The organism is Pseudomonas sp. GW823-FHT01D03 (assembly GCF_058798255.1).
In genome coordinates this window covers 3,345,960-3,364,545 of record NZ_JBXAKK010000001.1, presented here as the reverse complement: position 1 = coordinate 3,364,545, position 18,586 = coordinate 3,345,960, and the positions used below count along the sequence as shown (strand labels likewise).

The window sequence follows — 18,586 nt, the reverse complement described above, 5'->3', positions numbered from 1 at the left end:
GGCTGCCTGCGGCCGCGACAGTGAGGAGTTCAAGCATGACGACTGCCATCAATACCGCTGTGGAAAAGGGCGACGCTGCCATCGGTGCGCACCTTGTGCGTGACGTCAGCCTGCCGGCGCTGGTGCTGCACCGTGAGGCGCTGGAGCACAACATTCGCTGGATGCAGAAGTTCGTCAGCGACAGCGGCGCCGAGCTCGCGCCCCACGGCAAGACCAGCATGACCCCGGCGCTGTTCCAGCGTCAGCTCGACGCCGGCGCGTGGGGCATCACCCTCGCCAGCGCCACCCAGACCCGCGCCGCATACGCCCACGGCGTGCGCCGGGTGTTGATGGCCAACCAACTGGTCGGCACGCCGAACATGGCGCTGATCGCCGATCTGCTGGCCGATGTCGATTTCGATTTCTACTGCATGGTCGATCACCCGGACAACGTCGCCGATCTCGGCGCCTACTTCGCCTCGCGCGGAGTGAAGTTGAATGTGATGATCGAGTACGGCGTGGTCGGTGGCCGCTGCGGTTGCCGCAGCGAGCAGGAAGTCATCGCGCTGGCCCAGGCGATCAACGCGCAACCGGCGCTGGCCCTGACCGGTATCGAGGGTTACGAAGGGGTGATCCACGGCGATCACGCGGTCAGCGGTATTCGCGAGTTCGCCGCATCGCTGGTGCGACTGGCGGTACAACTGCAGGACAGCGGCGCGTTTGCCATTGCCAAGCCGATCATCACTGCCTCGGGGTCGGCGTGGTACGACCTGATCGCCGAATCGTTCGAAGCGCAGAACGCGAGCGGTCGTTTCCTCAGTGTGCTGCGCCCGGGCAGCTACGTGGCGCATGACCATGGCATCTACAAGGAAGCGCAGTGCTGCGTGCTGGATCGTCGCAGCGATCTGCACGAAGGATTGCGTCCGGCGCTGGAAGTCTGGGCGCACGTGCAATCGCTGCCGGAGCCGGGTTTTGCGGTGATCGCCCTCGGCAAGCGCGATGTGGCATTCGATGCCGGCCTGCCGGTGCCGCTGCTGCGCTACAAGGCCGGTGTGGTGCCGGCGGTCGGCGATGACGTTAGTGCGTGCAAAGTGACGGCGGTGATGGATCAGCATGCGTTCATGAGCGTGGCGTCGGGGGTTGAGTTGCGGGTGGGCGACATCATTTCCTTCGGCACCTCGCACCCGTGCCTGACCTTCGACAAATGGCGGGTGGGGTTGCTGGTGGATGAGGAGTTGATGGTGGTCGAGAGTATGGAGACCTGCTTCTAAGGCTTCAGACCGAGTCGCGCCCATCGCGAGCAGGCTCACTCCTACAGGGGAACGCATTCCAATTGTAGGAGTGAGCCTGCTCGCGATGAGGGCCGCCCAAACACCGATGATTATCCAGAGACACCTCCCAATGACCAGCCTCAGCCCCCTGGGCCCGAACACCCCGCGCATCGCCCTGATCGGCGAGTGCATGATCGAACTCCAGCACCGCGCCGACGGCAGCCTGCAGCAAAGCTTCGGCGGCGATACCTTGAACACCGCGGTGTACCTGTCCCGCGCTCTCGGCGACAAAGCCCAGGTCGACTACGTCACCGCCCTCGGCGACGACAGCTTCAGCGATGCCATGTGCCAGAGCTGGGCCGACGAAGGCATTGGCCTGGACATGGTGCAGCGTCTGCCCGGTCGCTTGCCCGGCCTGTACTGCATCCAGACCGACGCCAACGGTGAACGGCGTTTCCTCTACTGGCGCAATGAAGCGGCGGTGCGCGATTGCTTCACCACCCCGGCGGCCGAGCCGATTCTGGCGGCGCTGCCGGACTACGATGTGCTGTATTTCAGCGGCATCACTCTCGCAGTGCTGGGGGCCAAGGGCCGCGAGCGCTTGATCCAGACCCTGATCGAAGCCCGCCAGCGCGATGCGCGGATCGTCTTCGACAACAATTATCGACCACGCTTGTGGGCTTCACAGGAAGAGGCGCGGGCGGCCTATCGCAGCGTGTTGCCGCATGTCGATCTGGCGTTGCTGACCGTGGATGACGAGCAGGCGCTGTTCCATTTTGCCGATTGCGACGCGGTGTTCGAGGCGTACGCGCAGATCGGCACGCCGGAAGTGGTGCTCAAGCGTGGCGCCGAGGCGTGTCTGATTCGTTGTGATGGCGAGGCGTTCGAAGTGCCGGCGCAGCAGGTCGACAAGGTCGTGGATACGACGGCGGCGGGGGATTCGTTCAGCGCGGCGTATCTGGCCAGGCGTTTGCTGGGTGGCAGTCCGGTCGAGGCGGCTGAGGCGGGGCATTGGCTGGCGAGTCGGGTGATTCAGGTGCCGGGGGCGTTGATCCCTAAAGAATGAGTGTTCTTGTGGCGAGGGAGCTTGCTCCCGCTCGACTGCGCAGCAGGCGCAAGCCTTATTGGGGCGGCTCCGCCACCCAGCGGGAGCAAGCTCCCTCGCCACAAACGCCCTAAGGCCAAGCACTCAATCGCGGAAAAACACCTGAACCAGGTGATAGCCAAACTTGCTCTTGATCGGCCCATGCACCGTGCGCAGCGGCTTCTTGAAGATCACCGCATCAATCGCACCGACCATCTGCCCCGGCCGCACTTCACCCAGATCACCGCCGCGTTTGCCGGACGGGCAGGTTGAATATTTCTTCGCCAGCACGTCGAACGCTTCGCCCTTGGCAATGCGTTGTTTGAGCTGTTCGGCTTCTTCGGCGGTTTTCACCAGAATGTGGCGAGCTTGGGCTTTCATCGTGCGATACCTGTAACGGGGTGACGGCGGGGCGCGGGATTATGCCTCAAGTGATGGCGTTTGGTTGATCATCTCGCGGATCTTGTTGGCCAGCACTTCAATCGAAAACGGCTTGGCCACCATGTCCATGCCATCCTCGAGAAAGCCCTGGCGCTCGGCGGCCTTCTGCGCATAACCGGTCATGAACAGCACTTTCAGGCCCGGACGATGCTGGCGGGCGATTTCCGCCAGTTGCCGGCCATTCATCCCCGGCAGGCCAACGTCGGTCACCAGCAGATCCACACGCAGCTCCGATTCCAGCAACGGCAGGGCGGCGCTGGCGTCGGCGGCTTCGTGGGCGAGGTAACCCAGCTCCTTGAGCAGATCGAGCACCAGCATGCGCACCGCCGGGTCATCTTCAACCACCACCACGGTTTCCCCGCAAGTGGCCGTCGGCGCGGCACTGAGGGTTTCGACGACTGGCCGTTCCGGCTCCAGCAGGTTCAGGCGCGGCAGATACAAGCGCACACAGGTGCCCTGATTCGGCAGGCTGTCGAGGCTGACATGCCCTCCCGACTGCTGGGCGAAGCCATAAATCATCGACAGCCCCAGCCCGGTGCCCTGGCCGATCGGTTTGGTGGTGAAGAACGGATCGAACGCCTTGGCGCGCACCGACGGCGTCATGCCGGTGCCGTTGTCGCTGACCGCGAGCATCAGGTAGTCGCCGGCCTTGACCGGTTCGAGGGTGGTGATGTCGTTGCCGTCGAGGTAAACGTTGGCGGTCTCGATCAGCAGCTCGCCGCCTTCGGGCATGGCGTCGCGGGCGTTGATCACCAGGTTGAGCAGGGCATTTTCCAGTTGGCTGACGTCGGTGCTGATCGGCCAGACATCGTCGGCCAGGCGCAGCGTGAGTTCGATCGGGTCGCCCTTGGTGCGGCGGATCAAATCTTCCAGCGAATGAATCAGTTCGTTGACGTTGAGAGTCTTGCGGTCCAGCGACTGCCGGCGTGAGAACGCCAGCAAGCGATGGGTCAGCGCGGCCGCACGGTTGGCCGACGACACCGCCGCTTCGGTGAAACGCCCGATTTCATCGGCGCGGCCGTCGGCGATGTAACGCTGCATCAGGTCAAGGCTGCCGATGATCCCGGTGAGCATGTTGTTGAAGTCGTGGGCGATTCCGCCGGTGAGCTGGCCGACCGCTTCCATCTTCTGCGCGTGGCGCAACGCGTCTTCGGCGCGTTCGCGTTCGAACATCTCGTTCTGCAGGCGCTGATTGGCCTGGGCCAGTTGTTCGGTACGGGCGCTGACCCGTTCCTCCAAGGTTTCATTGAGATTGCGCAGGGCTTCTTCGGTCTTCTTCCGTTCGGACTCGTCGATCACGAAAATATAGAAACCGTTGACTGAGCCATCGGCACCGTGGCGCGGCAGGTAATTCATCAGCGCGTGGCGGCTGCTGCCGTCGCGATGCGGGGTGTACAGGCTGAACGAGCAGGGCCGCCCGGCCAGCGCCTCGGCGATATAGGGCGCGCGCAGGAAGTAGGCTTCTTCGCCAATCACTTCGCGAATGGTGCGGCCATACAGTTCCTGCGGCGTCAGGCCGTACCAGTCCAGATACGCCGCGTTGTTCAGGCGAAAGCGCTCTTCGTGGTCGACGTAACTGATGAGGATCGGCATTGCATTGATGATCAGCTGCAATTCCGTCTGGCTCTGACGCAGCGCCTGCTCGGTGTGCTTGCGCTCGGTCAGGTCCAGCGCGGCGCCGAGGAAGCGCACCGGTCGCCCGTGGTGATCCTTGTAACAGCGGCCCCGGGCAAACACCCAGCGCAGTTCGCCGTCGGCTTTCAGCAGGCGGTATTCCTCGGCGTATTCGGTGCCGTGGGTAATGCAATGCTTGATGCTGCGGGCGATCAGGGCGCGGTCTTCGGGGTGCACGCCTTGCAGGTAGTCGCTGATCGGTAGCTGGCTGGCGTGGGCCGGATCGATGCCGTGCAACTGAGCGAAATGGGCGTCGGCAATGAAGCGGTCTTCACCGATGTCCCAGTCCCAGGTGCCGACCGCATCGGTGGCGGCAAGCGCCAGTTGCAGGCGCTCCTCGGTATCGCGCTGGGCCTTGAGGCTTTCTTCGGAACGGCGTTGCAATTCGAGGGCGATGCGCCGGCGTTCGTTGGTTTCGATGGCGGTCACCAGGATCCCGGCCACTTGCGTGTTTTCATCGCGGATGGGGCTGTAGGTCAGGTCCAGCCAGAAGTCGGACTCTACGCCTCCGCGTTGCAGGGTAAATCGCCGTTCGCTGTAGGTGCGCACCTGGCCTTGTAGGACGGCTCGATAAATCGGGTCGGTAAAGTCCTGAAGTTCCGGCCATATAAGGTGCGCCGGCTGTCCGAAAGCGTGCGGATGCTTGCTCCCGGCGAGCATCGCAAAGCCGTTGTTGTAGATTTGCGTGAGCTGCGGCCCCCACAACAGCAGCATCGGCATCGGCGAGTGAATCACGATGTCCACCGCGGTGCGCAGGCTTTGCGGCCAGGTGCCAGAAGCGCCCAACGGCGTGCGACTCCAGTCGATACGGGCGATCAGGGCTTGGGCGTCATCGGGGGAGGGTGTTGCGTTCATCACATCTATCCTGAGCGTCGGTCAGTGCGTTGGCATCTACTATTCTTGCACTTGCGGTAGACGCTGTATGACCCGTTACGTCACGACAGCGGGTCATTTCTGTTCATTGAATGCTTCGCGGGTGCTTATTGCCATGGAAATCGATGCACTGTTGCTCCGTCTGTCGAGCCAGCACGGCTCTGACCTGTTCCTGTCCACGGGAGCGCCACCCAGTGCGCGCATCGACGGCGTGCTGACGCCGTTCAGCGAGCGGCCTTTCAAGCCCGGTGAGGTCGAAGCGATCGCCAGCTCCCTGATGGACGCCGAGCAGCGGCGCGAGTTCGATCGGGATCTGGAAATGAACCTGGCAATTTCCCGTACGGGCATCGGCCGTTTTCGGGTGAACATCTTCAAGCAACGCAACGACGTGTCAATCGTGATCCGCAACGTCAAACTCGATATTCCGCGTTTCGAAGACCTTAAGCTGCCGCCGGTGTTACAGGAAACGGTAATGCTCAAACAAGGGCTGATCCTGTTCGTTGGTGCCACCGACTCCGGCAAATCCACCTCGCTGGCCGCATTGATCGATCACCGCAACCGCCATAGCAGCGGGCACATCATCACCATCGAAGACCCGGTGGAGTATATCCATCGACACCAGCGCTCAATCATCAATCAACGCGAAGTCGGCGTCGATACCCGCAGTTTCCATGCGGCGCTGAAAAACACCCTGCGCCAGGCGCCGGACGTGGTGCTGATCGGCGAAATTCGCGACCGCGAAACCATGGAGCATGCGCTGACATTCGCCGACACCGGACACCTGGTGCTGTCGACGCTGCATGCGCACAACGCCAATCAGGCGCTGGACCGTATCGTCAATCTGTTCCCCGAAGAACGCCGCCCGCAGTTGCTGCATGCACTGGGCAACAATCTCAAGGCGTTCGTCTCGCAACGGCTGGTGCGCACTTTGGACGGTCAGCGGCGGGCGGCGGTCGAAGTGATGCTCGGCACCCCGACCATCGCCGACCTGATCCGCCGCAACGAGTTGGGCGAACTCAAGGGCATCATGGAGAAGTCCGGCGAGGCCGGCATGCAGACCTTTGACGCGGCGTTGTACGGGCTGGTGGTGGAGGGCGTGATCAGTGAAGACGAAGCGCTCAAGCATGCCGATTCGCAGAACAATCTGCGCCTGCGTTTGAAACTGCACACCGAGGCGGGCCCGGCGCCCGCACCCACAACATCAGGCGATTGGGGCCTGATGGATTAACACCCCACCCCTGTGGGAGCGGGCTTGCTCGCGAAAGCGGTGTATCAGTCACATTGTTATCGACTGACAGATTGCCTTCGCGAGCAAGCCCGCTCCCACAAGGGTATGGCGTGCTAATCCGAAAGCTCCGGGCTATTGCGGGGCCGCTGCCGGCGCCCCCAATATCAGGCGATTGGGGCTTGATGGATTAACACCTCACCCCTGTGGGAGCGGGCTTGCTCGCGAAAGCGGTGTATCAGTCACATTGTTATCACTGACAGATTGCCTTCGCGAGCAAGCCCGCTCCCACAAGGGATTGGGATCAGTCCGACAATTCCGGGCGATTGCGAAACTGCTCCAGCGCTTCGGGATTGGCCAGCGCATCGGTATTTTTTACCGCTTCGCCATGCACCACATTGCGCACCGCGAGTTCTACCACCTTGCCGCTGATGGTGCGCGGAATATCGGTCACCGCGACGATCTTCGCCGGCACGTGGCGCGGTGTGGTGTTGGCGCGGATCACCTGGCGGATCTGCTGTTGCAGGGCGTCATCCAGCGTCACGCCATCCTGCAGACGGACAAACAGCACCACGCGCACATCGTCCTGCCATTGCTGCCCGATTGCCACGCTGTCCAGCACCTGCGGGACTTTCTCCACCTGACGATAGATTTCCGCCGTGCCGATGCGCACACCGCCGGGGTTGAGCACGGCGTCGGAGCGGCCGTGGATCAGCATCCCGCCGTGGGGCAGTTGCTCGGCGTAGTCGCCCTGTGCCCAGATACCGGCGAACAGGCTGAAATAGGATTTGCGCAGCTTTTCGCCGTCAGGGTCGTGCCACAGACCGACGGGCATCGCCGGAAAGTGCCGGGTGCACACCAATTCACCTTTTTCGCCGATCACTGCAACGCCGGCGTCGTTCCACACTTCAACGGCCATGCCCAGGCTCTTGCCCATGATTTCGCCCCGGCGCACCGCGGACAGCGGGTTGCCGTTGACGAAGCACGACACCACATCGGTGCCGCCGGACATCGACGCCAGACACACATCGCGCTTGAAGTCGCGGTAGACGAAGTCATAGCTCTGTGGCGACAGCGCGGAGCCAGTGCACAGCAGGGTCTTCAGGCTACTCAGATCATGGCTGTGCGCAGGCTTCAAACCGCTGCTTTCCAGTGTTGCGAGAAATTTCGGGCTGGTACCGAACACGCTGATGCGCTCGTCGTCGATCAGATCCAGCAGGCGCTCATGGCCGGGATGAAACGGCGAGCCGTCATAAAGCACCACCGCGCTGCCGACTGCCAGGGCCGAGACCAGCCAGTTCCACATCATCCAGCCGCAGGTGGTGTAGTAGAACAACCGGTCGCCGGGGCCGAGATCGACGTGCAGCCCATGCTCCTTGGCATGCTGCAGCAGCACGCCGCCGGTGCTGTGCACGATGCATTTGGGCACGCCGGTGGTGCCGCTGGAATACAACACGTACAACGGGTGATTGAACGGCACCGGGACAAAGCGCGGCTCGCCGCCGGGTTGGTAGAAATCGTCCCACAACGTCACGTTGGCACGGGTGTGGTAATCCTCGGCACTGGCCTGTGCGCGAGCATAGGGCACGATGATCAACTGCTGCAGCGATGGCAGTTGCGCGAGGATTTCGTTGACCTTGGTGGTCTGGTCGATGTCTTTGCCGGCGTAACGGTAGCCGGCGCAGGTGATCAACACTTTGGGTTCGATCTGGCCGAAACGGTCGATCACACCGTGGGTGCCGAAATCCGGCGAGGAGCACGACCAGATCGCGCCGAGGCTGGTGGTCGCGAGCATCGCCACCAGAGTCTGCCAGGTGTTGGGCATGCACGCGGCCACCCGATCGCCGAGTCCGACACCGGCGGCTTGCAGGCTGGCCTGAAAACCGGCGACGTGCTCGGCCAGTTCGGCCCAGGTCAGCTGTACGCGCTGACCGTTTTCCGCCACGGCGATCACTGCAACGGCATCGTCACGACGGCGCAGCAGGTGTTCGGCAAAATTCAGGGTCGCGCCGGGAAACCATTCGGCACTGGGCATCTGTGCGCCTTCACGCAGGACGGCGTCGGGCTGGGTGTGAAAGCGGATGTCGAAGCAGTCGACGATCGCCTGCCAGAACGCTTCGCGCTGATCCACGCTCCAGCGGTGCAGGTCGGTGTAGCTGCTCAGCGCCAGGCCATGACGCTGATTGATATCGCGGCGGAACTGATCCATGCGCGATTGGGCGATACGCTCGGCATCGGGTTGCCAGAGGAGGTCGGACATTGGTTTGCCTCTTGTTGTGTTGTTCAAGCACGCAGGCCAGGGTGCAGCACTTAATTCTGTGGCGAGGGAGCTTGCTCCCGATCGGCTGCGCAGCAGTCGTAAATTGTCGGGGGCGGCTTCGCCACCCAGCGGGAGCAAGCTCCCTCGCCACAGGGGGCCTGCGCTACCTATTGCGCCAACCAGCCCCCATCAATATTCCACGCCGCCCCCCGCACCTGGCTGCCAGCCTCGCTGCACAGAAACAACACCAATTCCCCCAGATGCTGCGGCGTGACGAACTCCAGCGACGGCTGCTTCTCCGCCAGCAAATCATGCTGCGCCTGCTGCGGATCGACGCCTTTGGCGGCACGATCATCAATCTGTTTTTGCACCAGCGGCGTCAGCACCCAGCCCGGGCAGATCGCGTTGCAGGTGACGTTACTGGTAGCCGTTTCCAGCCCGACCACTTTGGTCAAACCGATCACTCCATGCTTGGCCGCGACATACGCGGCTTTACCGGTCGACCCCACCTGACCATGCACCGAAGCAATGTTGACGATTCGCCCCCAGCCCTTGGCGCGCATCCCCGGCAGGCTTAGGCGCGTACTGTGAAACACCGATGACAGATTGATCGCGATAATCGAGTCCCAGCGTTCCACCGGAAACTCCTCCACGGCCGCCACGTGCTGAATCCCGGCGTTGTTGACCAGAATATCGACGCCGCCGAATTCACGCTCGGCGTAAGCAATCATGTCGGCAATCTGCGCCGGGTCGCTGACGTCCGCCGGATGATGACCGACTTTGCCGCCGAACTGGCCGACTTCGGCGATCACCCTCGACGCATCACCGAAACCGTTGAGAATCAGGTTGGCGCCGGCCTTGGCCAGGCTCAGGGCGATGCCCAGACCGATGCCGCTGGTGGAACCGGTAACCAGTGCGGTCTTGCCCGAAAGAGTCGTCATGAATACCTCACACAATGCCAGTGGCGTAGAAAGTGCCGATCACTACGAAAACCGCCAGGGTCTTGATCAGCGTAATACAGAAAATGTCTTTATAGGCTTCGCGGTGGGTCAGGCCAGTGACTGCCAGCAGGGTGATCACCGCGCCGTTGTGCGGCAGGGTGTCCATGCCGCCGCTGGCCATCGCGGCCACGCGGTGCAGCACTTCCAGCGGAATGTTCGCGGCGTGTGCCGCCGCGATGAACTGCTCGGACATCGCCGCCAGCGCAATGCTCATGCCGCCCGACGCCGAACCGGTGATACCCGCCAGCAGGGTCACGGTGATCGCTTCGTTGACCAGCGGATTGGGGATTTGCTTGAGCCAGTCAGCCAGTACCAGAAAGCCCGGCAACGAAGCGATTACCGCACCGAAACCGTATTCCGAGGCGGTGTTCATCGCCGCCAGCAGTGCGCCGCTGACCGCGCTTTTGCTGCCTTCGGCGAGTTTGCTGCGGATCGCCTTGAAGCCGAACACCAGCACCATCAGGATGCCGATCAGCAATGCCGCCTGCACCGCCCAGATCGCCGTGAGTTTGGCGATTTCCGTGGTCACTGGCGTGGCCATCCCCGGCAACGCGAGGCTGTGGGTCTTGCCGTACCACTGCGGAATCCACTGGGTGAACAGCAGGTTCATGATGCCCACCGCCAGCAGCGGCGACAGGGCGATCCATGGGTTCGGCAGCTTCAGGTCTTCGGCGGTTTCTGGCTCGTTACGCAGCTCGGTGCCATAACCTTCGCCGGCGCGCTGCGCTTTGTTGCGTTGGCGCTGCAGGAACAACATGCCGGCGCAGAACACGAAAATCGTGCCGATCACCCCCAGCCACGGCGCGGCCCACGCGGTGGTGTTGAAGAAGGTGCTGGGGATGATGTTTTGAATCTGCGGCGTGCCGGGCAGGGCGTCCATGGTGAACGAGAATGCACCGAGGGCGATGGTCGCCGGGATCAGGCGCTTGGGGATATTGCTCTGGCGGAACATTTCGGCGGCAAACGGATACACCGCAAACACCACCACGAACAACGACACGCCGCCGTAAGTGAGCAGGGCGCAGACCAGCACAATCACCAGCATCGCCTGACGGGTGCCGAGCAAGCGAATCGCTGCGGCCACGATCGAACGGGAGAACCCCGACAATTCGATCAACTTGCCGAACACGGCGCCGAGCAGGAACACCGGAAAATACAGTTTGATGAAACCGACCATTTTCTCCATGAACACCCCGGTGAAGGCAGGGGCGACGGCGGAAGGGTCAGTGAGCAGGACAGCGCCGAGGGCGGCAATCGGGGCGAAGAGGATGACGCTGTAGCCACGGTAGGCGGCAAGCATCAGCAGCGCGAGGGCTGCCAAGGCGATGATCACACTCATGGAGTGTCTCCAGGGATTGTTATTTTTGTGGGTGAAGCGGATGCAGTAGAGGTGTTAGCGAGATCTGTGCCAGATACTCAAATCATTGAAATGTAAGGGTTTTATGGGTTTAAGCGTGTTGAGAGTTGAAGAACTATCTCTCTTTGGAGATTTTTGTCGAGAGGCTGACGCCTTCGCGAGCAAGCCCGCTCCCACATTTGGAATGCGTATCCCCCGTGGGAGCGGGCTTGCTCGGGAAGCTTTTGCTGTTGTCTTTTATTGGAGACTTTGGTCTCTTTATTGAGACTCGGCGATACCCAACGCCAGCATCTTCTTGTACAACGTCGAGCGCCCCAACCCCAGCCGAGCCGCCGCCTCCGGCACTTTGCCCGCACATTGCGCGAGTGCAGACTGGATCAGCTGCCGGTCAAACCGCTGCCGCGCCTCGGCAAAAGTTTCTTCCGCCAACGGGGCGAGCGTGGTTGCAGACGGGCGTTCAACCGGTGTGAAGGTGCCGATCGCAGCGCGAATATCCTCTTCGGTGAGAATCAGGTCATCGCTGAGCAGCGCCGCGCGCTCCAGCACGTTGCGCAATTCGCGGATGTTGCCCGGCCACGCATGTTGTCCAAGCAATTCCAGCGCTGCGCGACTCAGCTCATGCTGACTGCGCAGCTCTTCAAGGATCGCTTCACTGAGCGCCGGCAGATCGTCGAGACGTTCGCGCAGCGGCGGAACCTGAATCGGCAGCACGTTGAGACGGTAATACAGGTCGGCGCGGAACTCGCCACGCTTGATCGCGGCTTGCAGATCGGTCGAAGTCGCGGCGATCACTCGCACATCGCTCTGGATCACGTCGTTGGAGCCAACCGGTTCGAACTCCTTTTCCTGCAGCACCCGCAGCAGTTTGCTTTGCAGCGGCAACGGCATGTCGCCGATCTCATCGAGAAACAGCGTCCCACCCTGAGCAATCTGCAACTTGCCGGTACGACCCTTGCGGTCGGCGCCGGTAAACGCACCGGGCGCAGTGCCGAAGAATTCGGCTTCGAGCAACGCCTCCGGGATTGCCGCGCTGTTGATGCTGACGAAGGCTTTGTGCGCCCGGGGCGAAGCGCTGTGAATCGCCTGAGCCAGCAACTCCTTGCCGGTACCGGTTTCACCAAGCAGCAACACCGGGGATTCGGCGCTGGCACTGCGGCGGGCGCGGCGTTTGACTTCGAGGCTGGCACTGCTGGTGCCGATGAAATGGGCAAAGTTGTATTTGGTCTGCCGGGCCCGCAGCAGCGAGCGGGTCGAGGCCAGTTCTTCCTGCATGCTCAGGTAGCGCTTGAGCATCGGCGACAGGCTGCGCAATTCATCGAACAGGGCAAAACCGATGGCGCCGATCACCGCCCCGGCATCGTCGTGGATCGGCAGGCGCATCACCACCAGCGGCTCTTTCGGCGTGTCCTGCATGTCCAGCAGAATCGGCCGGCCGGTGCGCACCACTTCACGCAGCAGGCTGCCGGGGATCACGCTTTCGCAGGGTTGGCCGATGGCTTTTTTCGCCGACTCCAGCCCAAAACGCCGGGCGTAACGCTCGTTCATCCAGACGATGTTGGCATCACGATCGACAATCACCGTGCCTTCGCTGGACTGCTCGATGATCTCGAACAGCGAGCGGATTGCCAGCGAGCGAACGCGTTGGTAGTCCTTGAGGCTTTCGGTGGTGTTCATCTGACAGATCCTGAATATCTTTCGGCTTTGGCGACGCCATCGCGAGCAGGCTCACTCCTACAATGGAACGCATTTCAAATGTAGGAGTGAGCCTGCTCGCGATAGATGCTACTCGGTATCAAGGCAAGCGCCGATTATGCCTACCCCGGATGCGCCGCCGCCAACAGCTCCTTGGTGTAAGGATGCTGCGGCGAGTCGAACACCTCGTGGCTGGCACCGCGTTCCACCACTTTGCCGTCCTTGATCACGATCATGTCATGTGCCAGCGCTCGCACCACCGCCAGGTCGTGGCTGATGAACAGGTAGGTCAAACCGTGTTTTTCCTGAAGGTCGCGGAGCAGGGCGACCACTTGTTTCTGCACGGTTCGGTCGAGGGCTGAAGTCGGCTCGTCAAGCAGGATCAGCGCCGGTTTCAGCACCAGTGCCCGGGCGATGGCGATGCGCTGGCGCTGGCCGCCGGAAAATTCGTGCGGATAGCGGTGACGGCTTTGCGGGTCGAGACCGACTTCCTTGAGTACGCGGATCACCTGTTCGTCGCATTCATCGGCGCTGGAGTGACAGTGCACCTCCAGCCCTTCGCTGATGATCTGCGCCACCGACATCCGTGGACTCAGGCTGCCGAACGGGTCCTGAAACACCACCTGCATCTGCCGACGCCATGGCCGCAACTGCTTCTGATCGAGGCCATCGAGGGCGGTACCCTGGAAACGGATACTGCCTTCGGAATCGAGCAACCGCAGAATCGCCTGGCCCAGGGTCGACTTGCCCGAACCGGACTCACCGACAATGCCCAGGGTTTTGCCGCGCTGGATATTCAGGCTGATGCCGTCCACCGCCCGCAAATATTGTTTGCGCTGGAACAGCCCGCCACCGACGACGAACTCGACCCGCAGATCATCCACTTCCAGCACGTTCTCGCGTTCATCGCGGGGCAGGGCTTCGCCTTCCGGCTCGGCGTTGAGCAGCACGCAGCTGTAAGGATGCTTTGGCTCGGTAAACAGGGTTTCGCACGGGGCTTGCTCGACGATTTCGCCAGCCTTCATCACGCACACCCGTTGCGCAATGCTGCGCACCAGATTGAGGTCGTGACTGATCAGTAGCAGCGACATGCCCAGGCGTTGTTGCAAGGATTTGAGCAGCAGCAGGATCTTGCGCTGCACCGTCACATCCAGCGCCGTGGTCGGCTCGTCGGCGATCAGCAGTTCCGGCTCGCAAGCCAGCGCCATGGCAATCATCACCCGTTGCCGCTGGCCGCCGGACAGTTGATGCGGATAGGCCTTGAGGCGTTCTTTGGGCTTTTGAATACCCACCAGTTCCAGCAGTTCAAGAATGCGCTGCTGCGCCGCTTTACCGCCCAGGCCGCGATGCACCAGCAGGGTCTCGCCGATCTGCTTTTCGATGGTGTGCAGTGGATTGAGCGAGGTCATCGGTTCCTGGAAGATCATCGCGATCCGGTTGCCGCGCAGTTCACGCAGCACCTTCGGATCGGCTCCGAGCAGTTCCTGACTGCGATAACGAATGCTGCCGCTGGTTTGCGTATCGCCTTCGGGGAGCAATTGCAGAATCGAATGCGCGGTCACCGATTTGCCCGAGCCCGACTCGCCGACCAGCGCCAGGCACTCGCCGGGGCGGATGTCCAGGCACAGGTTGCGCACCGCCGGCTGGCCATGGAAGGCGACGTTCAGGTCACGGATTTCGATCAGGTTATCAGTCATGGTCACACTTCAGGATCGAGGGTCGAACGCGTCACGTAACGCTTCGCCGATGAACACCAGTAAGGAAAGAATCAGCGCCAGGGTGAAGAACGCCGTCAGCCCGAGCCACGGCGCTTGCAGGTTTTGCTTGCCCTGGCCGATCAGTTCGCCCAGCGAGGCACTGCCGGCGGGCATGCCGAAACCGAGGAAGTCGAGAGCGGTGAGGGTGGAAATCGCGCCGGTGAGAATGAACGGCAGGTAACTCAGCGTCGCGTTCATCGCATTCGGCAGGATGTGCCGGAAAATCACCTTGCGGTCGCTCAGGCCCAACGCGCGCGCCGCTTTGACGTATTCCAGATTACGCCCGCGCAGGAACTCGGCGCGCACCACATCCACCAGTGCCAGCCACGAAAACAGCGCCATGATCCCCAACAGCCACCAGAAATTCGGCTCGACGAAACCGGACAGAATGATCAGCAGGTACAGCACCGGCAATCCGCTCCAGACCTCCAGCAAGCGCTGCCCGAGCAGATCGACCCAACCGCCGTAATAGCCTTGCAGGGCGCCGGCGGCAATGCCGATCAGCGCGCTGACGGCGGTCAGCATCAGGGCAAACAGGATCGATACCCGGGCGCCGAAAATCACCCGCGCCAACACATCACGTGCCTGATCGTCAGTACCCAGCCAGTTGACCTTGGAAGGCGGGCTCGGCGCAGGTTGATTGAGGTCGTAGTTGGGCGTGTCATCGCTGAACGGGATCGGCGGGAACAGCAGCCAGCCACCGTCCTTGCGGATCAGGTTCTGCACATAGTCACTGCGGTAATCGGCCTGGAACGGCAGTTGCCCGCCAAACTGCTGTTCGGTGTAGCGCTTGAAGACCGGGAAGTAGAGCTGGTTCTGATAGCTGACCACCAGCGGTTTGTCATTGGCGATCAGTTCACCGCCCAGTGTCACCACGAACAGGCCGATAAAAAGCCACAGCGACCACCAGCCACGGCGGTTTTTCTTGAATCGCGCAAAACGGCGACGGCCCAGAGGCGAGAGCTTGAACATCAGGCGTTCCTCGCGGCGAAGTCGATACGCGGATCGACCAGGGTGTAGCACAGGTCGCCGATCAGTTTTATCAGGAGGCCGAACAGAGTGAAGATGAACAGCGAGCCGAACACCACCGGATAGTCCCGGGAAACCGCCGCTTCGTAGCTCATGCGGCCGAGACCGTCGAGGGAGAAGATCACTTCGATCAATAGCGAACCGGCAAAGAACACACTGATGAACGCCTGCGGAATCCCCGAGACCACCAGCAGCATCGCGTTGCGGAACACGTGACCGTAAAGCACGCGTCGTTCGCTCAGGCCTTTGGCGCGGGCGGTGACCACGTACTGGCGGGTGATTTCATTGAGGAACGAGTTCTTGGTGAGAATCGTCAGCGTGGCGAAGCCGCCGATCACCAGCGCCGTCACCGGCAACACCAGATGCCAGAAGTAATCGGCGATCTTGCCCAGGGTCGATAGCGATTCGAAGTTGTCGGAAACCAGCCCGCGCACCGGGAACCAGTTCAATGACGTGCCACCGGCAAACACCACGATCAGAAACATCGCAAACAGAAACGCCGGCATCGCGTAGCCGATAATGATCGCGGTGCTGCTCCAGATATCGAAATGGCTGCCATGATGCACCGCTTTGCGGATGCCCAGCGGGATCGACACCAGATAGGTGATCAGCGTCGCCCATAAACCCAGAGAAATGGTCACCGGCATTTTTTCCAGAATCAGATCGGTGACCGTCGCGCCGCGGAAAAAGCTCTTGCCGAAGTCCAACTGCGCGTAGTTCTTGAGCATCAGCCACAGACGCTCATGCGCCGGTTTGTCGAAACCGTATTGCTTTTCGATGTCCTTGATCAGTTGCGGATCGAGGCCACGGCTGGCACGCGAGGTGCTGCTCATGGTTTCGCTGGAGCCGCCACCGACACTCGCGCCGCCGATCCCTTGCAGATGGGCGATGGCCTGTTCGACCGGGCCACCGGGTGCCGCCTGAATGATCACGAAATTGACCAGCAGGATGATCACCAGCGTCGGAATGATCAGCAGCAGGCGCCGCAGAATGTATGCCCACATCAGTGCGGTCCTCCGGGTCTGCCACGCCCGATTTTCTCGGCGGTCATCTGTTGGTTGGTCAACGGCGTGCTGCTGATTTCCCACCAGCTCTCGATGGCTTCGTCATTGCTGGCCTGGATCGCCGGCATGCCGAAGCGGTTCCACCAGACGGTGGAGGTGCCCGGCGGGTAATAGTTGGGAATCCAGTAGTAGTTCCACTGCAACACCCGATCCAGCGCATGGGCATAGTGCAGCATGTCACTCTGGGTCGAGGCTCGGATCAGGCCGTTGATCAGGGTGTCGACCGCCGGATTTTTCAGCACCATGTAGTTGTTGGCGCCGGGGTCGTTGGCCGATATCGAGCCGAAGTAGTTGAGCAGCTCGGCACCCGGTGACGTGCTGACCGGGTAGCCGGTGACGATCATGTCGTAGTCGCGGCTCATCAGGCGATTGACGTATTGCGAGGAGTCGATGCGGCGGATATTCAGCTCGATGCCGATCTGTTTCAGCGTGCGCTTGTAAGGCAGGAGCAGGCGGTCCATGCCGTTCTGGCTGACCAGAAAGGTGAAACTCAGCGGCTCGCCCTCGGCATTGACCAGTTGGTCGCCATCAGGTTTCCAGCCGGCCTGTTCGAGCAACTCCAGGGCTTGCAGCTGTTTATCGCGGATCAGCCCGCTGCCATCGGTTTTCGGTGCCTCGAAGACCTGGGTGAAGACCTCGTCGGGAACCTGCCCGCGCAATGGCTCAAGGATTTTCAGCTCGGCGGCATCCGGCAGCTCGCGGGCTGCCAGTGCGGTATTGGAGAAATAGCTCTGCTGGCGGATGTACATGTTGCGCATCATCTGCCGGTTGCTCCACTCGAAATCCCAGAGCATCGCCAGCGCCTGGCGTACTCGACGATCCTGAAACATCGGCTTCTGCAGATTGAACACGAAACCCTGAGCCGATTGCGGGGCTTCGGTGGCCAGGTGGGCCTTCTGCAAACGACCGTCACTCAGCGCAGGGCTGTCGTAACCGATCGAATAGCCGGTGGCGGAAAACTCGCGGTTGTAGTCATAGGCGCCGCCGCGCAGTACTTGGCGTGCGACATCGGTGTCGCCGAAATACTCGATGCTGAAGTGATCGAAGTTGTACAGGCCGCGACTGACCGGCAGATCCTTGCCCCACCAGTCGGGGTTGCGCTCAAAGGTGATGCTGCGCCCGGAATCAACCTTGCCGACCCGATACGGGCCGCTGCCCAGTGGCGGTTCATAGCCACCGCCGCCGGCGAAGTCGCGGGTTTTCCACCAATGCTCGGGGAATACCGGCAGGGTGGCGATGTCCAGCGGCAAGGTGCGGTTCTCGTTGCTCTTGAAATCGAAACGCACGGTCAGCGGCGCTTCCACTTCAACACCTTTGACGTCGGCGAACTGCGTGCGATAGCGCAGGCTGCCCTGGGTCATCAACAGGTCATAGGTGTAGCGCACGTCTTGCGCAGTGATCGGCTTGCCGTCAGCGAAACGTGCCTTGGGATCGATGAAGAAGCGCAGGGACAGACCATCCTCCGAGCGCTCCATCTTCTGCGCCACCAGGCCGTAGACGGTGTAAGGCTCGTCCATCGAACGCTGGGCCAGCGGCGAATAGAGCATGCCGTCAATCTGGGTGACACCGATGCCTTTGTCTATATAAGGCAGGATGTGATCGAAATGCCCGATCTCTATCGCCGAGCGGCGCATGGTGCCGCCCTTGGGTGCCTGCGGATTGGTGTAGTCGAAGTGGCTGAAGCCGGCCGGGTATTTGGCAGGTTCGCCATAGACGGTCAACGCGTGTTGCGGGGTAGCGTCCACACCAGCGGCGCCCAACAGCAGGGCCACGGCAGTGAACAGCAAAGTCGGGAAAGCCAGTCGCATTGTCAGCCTTAAAGCCGGGTGATCGATAAGCGCAATTTGTACGCGAGCGGCGCGGCAGTCGCCAGCCGTAT

General features: G+C 61.7%; 13 protein-coding genes. 3 read left to right on the top strand and 10 right to left on the bottom strand.

The annotated features are described in order from the left end of the window. The first annotated feature begins 35 nt into the window (after positions 1–35). A complete protein-coding gene (locus tag AC1RBR_RS14570; protein ID WP_492565145.1) occupies positions 36–1,250 on the top strand; it encodes an amino acid deaminase in 1,215 nt (404 codons plus the stop codon). A gap of 130 nt (positions 1,251–1,380) precedes the next feature. Further along, positions 1,381–2,316: a sugar kinase gene (locus AC1RBR_RS14565; RefSeq protein ID WP_492565143.1), complete on the top strand. Its 936-nt coding sequence runs from the start codon at positions 1,381–1,383 to the stop codon at positions 2,314–2,316. 123 nt (positions 2,317–2,439) lie between these two features. Here AC1RBR_RS14565 and AC1RBR_RS14560 read toward each other — a convergent pair whose 3' ends face one another. Then, positions 2,440–2,715: a peptidylprolyl isomerase gene (locus AC1RBR_RS14560; RefSeq protein ID WP_003225447.1), complete on the bottom strand. Its 276-nt coding sequence runs from the start codon at positions 2,713–2,715 to the stop codon at positions 2,440–2,442. 39 nt (positions 2,716–2,754) lie between these two features. Next, positions 2,755–5,304: a PAS domain-containing hybrid sensor histidine kinase/response regulator gene (locus AC1RBR_RS14555; protein ID WP_492565141.1), complete on the bottom strand. Its 2,550-nt coding sequence runs from the start codon at positions 5,302–5,304 to the stop codon at positions 2,755–2,757. A 133-nt stretch (positions 5,305–5,437) separates the two neighbouring features. Here AC1RBR_RS14555 and AC1RBR_RS14550 point away from each other — a divergent pair, with 133 nt between their 5' ends. After that, complete coding sequence (locus AC1RBR_RS14550) at positions 5,438–6,550, top strand: PilT/PilU family type 4a pilus ATPase (RefSeq protein WP_492567242.1); 1,113 nt, start codon at positions 5,438–5,440, stop codon at positions 6,548–6,550. A gap of 301 nt (positions 6,551–6,851) precedes the next feature. On the opposite strand, the gene AC1RBR_RS14545 is transcribed toward AC1RBR_RS14550, so the two are convergent. The 8 genes from AC1RBR_RS14545 to AC1RBR_RS14510 all read right to left on the bottom strand — a co-directional run bounded on the left by AC1RBR_RS14545 (position 6,852) and on the right by AC1RBR_RS14510 (position 18,515). Next, positions 6,852–8,807, bottom strand: coding sequence for an acetoacetate--CoA ligase (locus AC1RBR_RS14545; RefSeq protein ID WP_492565139.1), 1,956 nt, complete (start codon positions 8,805–8,807; stop codon positions 6,852–6,854). 167 nt (positions 8,808–8,974) lie between these two features. Next, positions 8,975–9,748 carry a 3-hydroxybutyrate dehydrogenase gene (gene hbdH / locus AC1RBR_RS14540; RefSeq protein WP_492565138.1) on the bottom strand — a complete coding sequence of 258 codons (774 nt, stop codon included), beginning with the start codon at positions 9,746–9,748 and terminating at the stop codon, positions 8,975–8,977. A gap of 7 nt (positions 9,749–9,755) precedes the next feature. Next, entirely contained in the window at positions 9,756–11,147 is a 1,392-nt protein-coding gene (locus AC1RBR_RS14535) for a GntP family permease (RefSeq protein ID WP_027612663.1), read from the bottom strand. 276 nt (positions 11,148–11,423) lie between these two features. Then, positions 11,424–12,839, bottom strand: coding sequence for a sigma-54 interaction domain-containing protein (locus AC1RBR_RS14530; protein WP_492565136.1), 1,416 nt, complete (start codon positions 12,837–12,839; stop codon positions 11,424–11,426). Between the two features lie 140 nt (positions 12,840–12,979). Beyond that, a complete protein-coding gene (locus tag AC1RBR_RS14525; protein WP_492565135.1) occupies positions 12,980–14,554 on the bottom strand; it encodes an ABC transporter ATP-binding protein in 1,575 nt (524 codons plus the stop codon). A 9-nt stretch (positions 14,555–14,563) separates the two neighbouring features. Then, positions 14,564–15,586, bottom strand: coding sequence for an ABC transporter permease (locus AC1RBR_RS14520; RefSeq protein WP_492565133.1), 1,023 nt, complete (start codon positions 15,584–15,586; stop codon positions 14,564–14,566). Next, complete coding sequence (locus tag AC1RBR_RS14515; protein WP_064587713.1) at positions 15,586–16,647, bottom strand: microcin C ABC transporter permease YejB; 1,062 nt, start codon at positions 16,645–16,647, stop codon at positions 15,586–15,588. Before AC1RBR_RS14515 ends, AC1RBR_RS14520 begins: the two co-directional genes overlap by 1 nt. Beyond that, complete coding sequence (locus tag AC1RBR_RS14510; RefSeq protein WP_492565131.1) at positions 16,647–18,515, bottom strand: extracellular solute-binding protein; 1,869 nt, start codon at positions 18,513–18,515, stop codon at positions 16,647–16,649. Before AC1RBR_RS14510 ends, AC1RBR_RS14515 begins: the two co-directional genes overlap by 1 nt. Positions 18,516–18,586 lie beyond the last annotated feature (71 nt).